At 66.6% G+C, this 6,128-nt stretch carries 7 protein-coding genes; all 7 read right to left on the bottom strand.

Going from position 1 to position 6,128, the window contains the following annotated elements; all coding sequences use genetic code 11:
* Positions 1-52: 52 nt before the first annotated feature.
* Positions 53-340 (bottom strand): hypothetical protein, encoded by a 288-nt coding sequence (locus tag GPA21_RS18845; RefSeq protein WP_425483706.1) that lies wholly within the window; start codon positions 338-340, stop codon positions 53-55.
* 2 nt (positions 341-342) lie between these two features.
* A complete protein-coding gene (trbG, locus tag GPA21_RS18840; RefSeq protein WP_168989630.1) occupies positions 343-1,347 on the bottom strand; it encodes a P-type conjugative transfer protein TrbG in 1,005 nt (334 codons plus the stop codon).
* A complete protein-coding gene (gene trbF, locus GPA21_RS18835; protein ID WP_168989629.1) occupies positions 1,344-2,048 on the bottom strand; it encodes a conjugal transfer protein TrbF in 705 nt (234 codons plus the stop codon). The genes trbG and trbF overlap by 4 nt, the downstream gene beginning before the upstream one ends.
* Positions 2,049-2,060: 12 nt before the next feature.
* Entirely contained in the window at positions 2,061-3,440 is a 1,380-nt protein-coding gene (gene trbL / locus GPA21_RS18830; protein WP_168989628.1) for a P-type conjugative transfer protein TrbL, read from the bottom strand.
* Positions 3,437-3,730, bottom strand: coding sequence for an EexN family lipoprotein (locus tag GPA21_RS18825; protein ID WP_168989627.1), 294 nt, complete (start codon positions 3,728-3,730; stop codon positions 3,437-3,439). Before GPA21_RS18825 ends, trbL begins: the two co-directional genes overlap by 4 nt.
* A 10-nt stretch (positions 3,731-3,740) precedes the next feature.
* Complete coding sequence (gene trbJ, locus GPA21_RS18820; RefSeq protein WP_168989626.1) at positions 3,741-4,505, bottom strand: P-type conjugative transfer protein TrbJ; 765 nt, start codon at positions 4,503-4,505, stop codon at positions 3,741-3,743.
* On the bottom strand, positions 4,502-6,128 hold a 1,627-nt coding region (locus GPA21_RS18815; protein ID WP_168989625.1), incomplete at its 5' end, for a TraG/VirB4 family ATPase. The genes GPA21_RS18815 and trbJ, both read right to left, overlap by 4 nt.

Here is a 6,128-nt window from a genome sequence, read left to right as displayed (position 1 = left end):
CCGCGGCAACTCCTATCGCCTCAAGGAGAAGCTCAAATCCGGACTCGTCCGCTCATTTGACGAGCAAACCCAACCGGGTGGGGAAATTTGAATTACCACACTGGGGAAAATTCGCTTGCCCTTGACAAAGCTCGCTCTGTTCGTTCGCTCCGCGCTTGCGCGGTTGCAGCGACCACATCGTGGCGCCCAGCACGACCACGGCGAGGCCTCCGGCCAGGATCGCCAAGGTGCGCCGATTCAAGCGCGTCACCGCGCGCGGCGGCGCGCGCAGCGCCACTGCCTCGGGGGCAACCTTGCCCGCATGCGACGCGGCAAGATCAGGAATGTCGTCCTGGCTCATGGTCAGTTCCCCCGCGCTACGCCGTCCGTGCGTTCGATCCGCACGATGTCGCCCTTGTCACCGCCCAAGCGCAGTTCGGCCGCGCCGAACAGCCGATCCACGATGTAGTACGGCGCGCGGAAACGGTAGTTCACCAGTTGCCCATCGCCTTGCGCGCCGATCACGAACAGCGGCGGCAGTTCGCCCAGCGCGATGCCCGGCGGGAACTGGATGTAGACCTTCTCGCCATCGTCGAAGGCGCGCAACGGCTTCCACGGCGGATTGTTGCCGCTGACCGCGTAGCGGAAGCGAATCTTCTCCAGCGACAAGCCGGTATCGATCAGCGCCGTCGCCTGCGCGGCCTGCGCTTGGCGCTGCAAGGCCAGCATCCGGTCTTTCGGGTACTCCCACGACACCGACGCCATCCAGGCGCGTTCGGTCGAGGTCAGCTCGACCAGGTAGGTGCGCCGACTGGTGGTGACGACCAGGTTGGTCTTGAGCCCCGAGCGGATCGGCTTGACCAACACGCTGACGCGCAGCGCAGCGCCTGTGCCGCTGGACGTGTCACCGACGATCCAGCGCACCGTATCGCCGGCGGCAACCGTCACCAGTTCCTCGCCGGGTTGGAGAGAGATCACCGTGACCCGGCCCGGCGCCGCATAGACCTGGTACAGCGCGCCATCCGTGAAGGGCCAGACCTGGATGGCATTGACGTAGCCCTCGCGCGTCGGCGCCATCCGCGCCTCGGCGTTGGCGCGCGAGACCCGGAGCTTTTCATCGGCGGGTTCGCGCGCTGTCTTGGTGTCACTGCCCTCCGGCAGCGGCTTCATCTGCGCCGGCATCGGCAACACCTTCGGCATCTCGACCACTTCAACCGGCTTGGGCAAGTCGGGCAACGGCTGGGCCTGTACCGGCTCATCGAGCGAGATGGCTGGTGGTGGCGTGCCCTGCGTGGCGCAGCCCTGCAACGACAGTGCAGAGGCTGCAACTGTCAACACGAAAGCGTAAATGCGGAAAGACCGGTTCATGGCTTGGCTCCTTCGGTGGCATCGAGTTCGCGGCTCCACGACAGGCCGTTGACGTAGATGCCCAGGGGGTTCTTGCGCAACCGCTGCTCGGTGCGCGGGGTTTGCAGGACGGTGGAAATCACGGCGTTCCAGCGCTCGGTGCCCGCAGGCGCACCGTTGACGAAGCGCTCCTCGGTCCAACGGACGTTGAACGACGTGTCGCTGGCGCGCACGACGCTGGTGATCTGCACCGTCACCGACTCCTTGCCGACACGGATGAACGGGTCGTGGGCACGTGCGTACTCGTTGAGCACGGCCTCGCCTCGGTCGGTGGTGTAGTCGTAGGCATCAAGCCAGTTCTGCCGAACGACGATGGGGTCGATGGACAGCGCGCGAACCAGCGTGACGAAGTGCGCCAGGTGGTAGGCGGTCTGAGCATCGTTCGGCCGGTACGGCGTGGCCGCTTCGCCGACGGTGCGGACCTGTCCAGCCTGGTCCACCTCCACCACGTAGGGCGTGACGATGGACTGCGCCGAACGCCAGACCAGCCCACCCGCCATCAACAGCGCGAGCGCCAAGCAGCCAAAGGCCATCAGTCGCCAATTCTTCGCCTGCACACGGGCCGAGCCGATGCGCTCGTCCCACACCTGTGCGGCGGACTGGTACGGAGTGGCAGGCTGCGGCGTATCGGCGTAGCGCACCTGCGGTCGTTTGAATCGCATAGATCGTTCTCCTTATGAATCGGAATCGCGCAGGCTTGGGCCGCTGCTGGAGCCGCCGCCGTCGCCTCCGCGCAGCGAGTGGGCTGCGGTCGTGGCGGCATGGCTGAGCTGCTGGCGCCGGTGCAGCCGCTTGGCCCAGGCGGGTTGCTCCTGCTGTGCGGCGTCCGCAGGGGCTTCGCTGGCAGCGGACTGGCCTCGTGCGGCTGCGGCAGCGCCACCGCTGGGCGCTGCACCCGCATCGTCTGCGCGTAAGGCCGCTGCCGCACGCTCCTTGAGCGAGCGAGCCCCGGCAGCCGCCTTCTGCCCGACCGCCTGCGCACCGCTCTTGGCGACGTTGCCCACGCCGGCTGCGGCGCCCTTGAGGCCGCCTCCAGCGGCTGCGGAACCCGCTTGATAAGCCGACCGCGCACTGCCTGCGGTCGAGGCTGCAGCACGCGCACCGCTGGCGGCCATCTTGGCGGCGGCTGGCGCCATCCGCGCCCCGGCGGCCACCGCGCTGCCAACACCCGTTGCGGCGGCACCGACCGCAACGGCGGTTCCCGCTGCGCCCACCGCTGCACCGGCCATCGCTCCGGCGCCGAGCTGCGGCGCCCCAGACACGAGGCCCGTGGCGATGCCCGGCCCGTAAATACCCAGGGCCAGCAGTGAGAGCGAAGCCAGCATCACGACAAGCGCGTGGTCGATGGAAGGTTCGTCGGGCGTGACCTGGAACTCGGCGAACAGCCCAGTGCCGATACCGACGATCACCGCCAGCACCAGTACCTTCACGCCAGACGACACCACGTTGCCCAGCACCTTCTCGGCGAGGAAGGCCGTCTTGTTCCACAACGCGAATGGCACCAGCACGAAGCCGGCGAGCGTGGTCAGCTTGAACTCGATCAGCGTGATGAAGAGCTGCACCGCCAGCACGAAGAAGCACAGGATGACCACCAGCCACGCGAGGAACATCACGACGATGGGCGTGATGTTGATGAACACTTCCGGGAAGCCGGCCATCTGGCTGATCTGGTCGAGGATGGGCGCGCCGGCGTCGATGCCGGTCTTGGCCAGGCGCCCTGGCTGCAGAAACGTCTCCATGGTCAGAGTCGAGCCGGAAGCCGTGAGGCCCAGACCGGCGAACGACCGGAACACAATGCTCGCCAGCCAGTTGAAGTTGCCGATGATGTAGGCGAAGGCGCCGACGTAGAGCACCTTGCGGATGAGCTTGGCCATCACGTCCTCACCCTGGCCGGTGGCGTGCCCCAGCGCCCAGTAAAGTCCGGCCAGGGTCATGTCGATCGCCACCAGAGTGGCGGTGAGGAACGCGACTTCACCCCGCAGCAGGCCAAAGCCCGAGTCGATGTAGGTGGAGAAGACGTTGAGAAAGCGGTCGATGATGGCAACGTCGTTCATGGCCGTTCGTCCTGCGAAGTTGTGGGCGAGTCGAAGCTGGCCGGAATCGCTGGTAACTCGGCCAGCGTCTGGTACTCGTCCGGCCCGGTGGGCCCGGATAGGAAGCGCTGCAGGTCGGCCTGGGCGACCTGCGCGCAGAGCGCGCCATAGTTCTCGCCACTGTCGCATTGCATGCGCAACGCATGCAGCCGCGCCGGATCGGCGGCCAGCGCATCGACCGACAGAACCTGCGGCCGGTCGCAACCGGCCAGCAGGCATGCAAGAAAGAACAGGACCGGCGCGCGGTTCATGGCTGGCCCGTCAGTTGCGATAAAAGCTCACGGACTGCGGCGTGTAGGCCGTGCCGCTGCCGAGGAAGCGCCGCGTCACCTCGCGCCCACGCTCAACGGCGGCGGCCTGTCGCGCCAGTTCCAGCGAGGCCGCGCGGTCCTGTGTGAGCTGGAGTTGCTGCGACTGGATGGACTGCTTGGCTTGCAGGGCCAGGAGCTGGTTGGTCGCCTGCATGGCCTGCAAGGCGCCGGTGGCCGACTGGCTCTGGCTCACCAGATCGGCCAGCACGCCTTCGTCCTGGGACAGGTTCTGCGACACCTGCGCCTGCACGCGCATCGCGGTCTGCAAGCCACCGAGGGTGTTCTTCCAGCGCTCACGCGCATCCTGGTACATCCGGTCGCCGCTGACGGTGGCGGCGTACTGTTCCGGGTACAGCCGCGCGAACTCGGCGTCCATGCGCGACAGGTCATAGGCCAGCCCTCGCGCCTGCGCGATGAGTTGCTTGGTCGTCTCCAGGTTCGAGCGCAGGCGGTTGACCACGTTGAACGGCAGGCTCGCCAGGTTTCGCGCCTGGTTGATGAGCATCTGCGCCTCGTTCTGAAGCTGTTTGATCTGGTTGTTGATCTGCTCCAGCGTGCGCGCGGCCGTCATGGTGTTCTGCACCAGGTTGGTCGGGTCGAGCACGATGTCGCCGATGCCGAACAGCGCATGCGCGGGCTGCACGGTGCCGATGGCCAGTGCGCAAGCGGTGGCCAGCGCGATCAGACGGGGTTTGAAGGAAGCATGGAACGTCATGGCAGTTCTCCTTTGGGGTGGTGGTGGAACAGGTCGGCCGCCCAGTCCAGGCCGTGTTGCCGCAGCCAGGCAGGAGCAAAACCAACGGGGGGAGCGGGGGTGGACAGCTCGTCGATGAGGCGCTGGTCCTGCGGTGTGGAAGCTCCCGCGAAGGCGAGCGTGACGGACCCGAGGTCCAGGTCGAACAGGCGGTTGCCCAGACGCGACTGGTAGTAGTAGTCGCGCTTGGGTTGGGCGGTGGCAACGATCTCGATCTGTCGGCTGTTGAGGCCGAAGCCTTCGTAGATCGTGCGGATCTGCGGCTCGGTGGCCTGCGGGTTGGGCAGGAAGATGCGGCTGGCGCAGCTCTCGATGATCGCGGGCGCGATGGTCGAGTCCTTGATGTCTGCCAGAGACTGCGTGGCAAAGATGACGCTGACGTTCTTTTTGCGCAGCGTCTTGAGCCATTGGCGAATACGCGCCGCGAACACCGGGTCGTCCAGGAACAGCCAGGCTTCATCAAGAATCAGCAGCGTCGGCGCGCCGTCGAAACGCTCGTCGAAGCGCGCGAACAGGTAGCCCAGCACGGCCAGTACCGCAGCCTTGCTGTGCATCAGCTCTTCCATTTCGAAGCACTGCACGTCCGCGGCGCCCAGCCGGTCGCGGTCGGCATCCAGCAACTTGCCGTGGGCGCCACCGAGCACATAAGGCGCAAGTGCCTGTCGCAGCACGTTGGACTGCAGCAGCACCGACAGGCCGGTGAGCGTGCGCTGCTCCACGGGCGCGCCCGCAAGACTGACGAGAGCCGACCAGATGGCCGCCTTCTCGTCCGGGCCGACACTGATCCCCTCATGCCGCAGGCGGCCTTCAACCCATTCAGCCGCCCAGGTGCGATAGCCCTCACGGTCGATGCGAGCGAGCGGCTGAAACGCGATCGAACCGTCCGCACCCAGGTCGTAGTGCTCGCCGCCCAAGCCAAGAATGGTGGCGCGCATCGAGCGTCCCATGTCGAAAGCGAAGACCCGCGAGCCGGGATAGCGGCGGAACTGCATCGCCAGCGTGGCGAGCAAAACCGACTTGCCCATGCCGGTCGGGCCGGCCACCAACGTGTGCCCCACGTCGCCGATGTGCGTCACCAGCCGGAACGGCGTCGCGCCTTCGGTGCGCGTGACGATCAACGGCGGGCCGTCGAGGTGGTCGTTCTTCTCCGGCCCGGCCCACACCGCCGATACCGGCATCAGGTGCGCGAGATTCAGCGTCGAGACGATGGGCTGGCGCACGTTGGCGTAGGCATTGCCCGGCACCGACGACAGCCAGGCTTCCACGGCGTTCAGCGTTTCAGGAATCGTGACGAAGCCACGTCCCTGGATGACACGCTCCACATGGCGCAGCTTCTCGTCGGCCGCGTCGGCATCGACATCGAGCACCGTCACGGTCGCGGTGACGTAGCCGAAGGCGACCTGATCGCTGCCCAGCTCTTGCAGGGCCGCATCGGCGTCGCCGGCCTTGTTGCTGGCGTCGGTATCGACCAGTGGCGATTCCTGCTGGAAGATCGACTCGCGCAACAGCGCGAGGACGTTCTTGCGCTTGGCAAACCACTGCCGACGCAGGCGGCCCAGCTCCTTTTCGGCCTCGGCCTTGTCC

The sequence above is a fragment of the Azoarcus taiwanensis genome, assembly GCF_012910885.1.
Taxonomy (GTDB): domain Bacteria; phylum Pseudomonadota; class Gammaproteobacteria; order Burkholderiales; family Rhodocyclaceae; genus Azoarcus_F; species Azoarcus_F taiwanensis.
This window is presented reverse-complemented; position numbering and strand designations above follow the sequence as displayed.

Coding starts and splice junctions, on each gene's coding strand:
- GPA21_RS18845 (WP_425483706.1), bottom strand. CDS start 340: ATGAGCCAGGACGACATTCCTGATCTTGCCGCGTCGCATGCGGGCAAG.
- trbG (WP_168989630.1), bottom strand. CDS start 1,347: ATGAACCGGTCTTTCCGCATTTACGCTTTCGTGTTGACAGTTGCAGCC.
- trbF (WP_168989629.1), bottom strand. CDS start 2,048: ATGCGATTCAAACGACCGCAGGTGCGCTACGCCGATACGCCGCAGCCT.
- trbL (WP_168989628.1), bottom strand. CDS start 3,440: ATGAACGACGTTGCCATCATCGACCGCTTTCTCAACGTCTTCTCCACC.
- GPA21_RS18825 (WP_168989627.1), bottom strand. CDS start 3,730: ATGAACCGCGCGCCGGTCCTGTTCTTTCTTGCATGCCTGCTGGCCGGT.
- trbJ (WP_168989626.1), bottom strand. CDS start 4,505: ATGACGTTCCATGCTTCCTTCAAACCCCGTCTGATCGCGCTGGCCACC.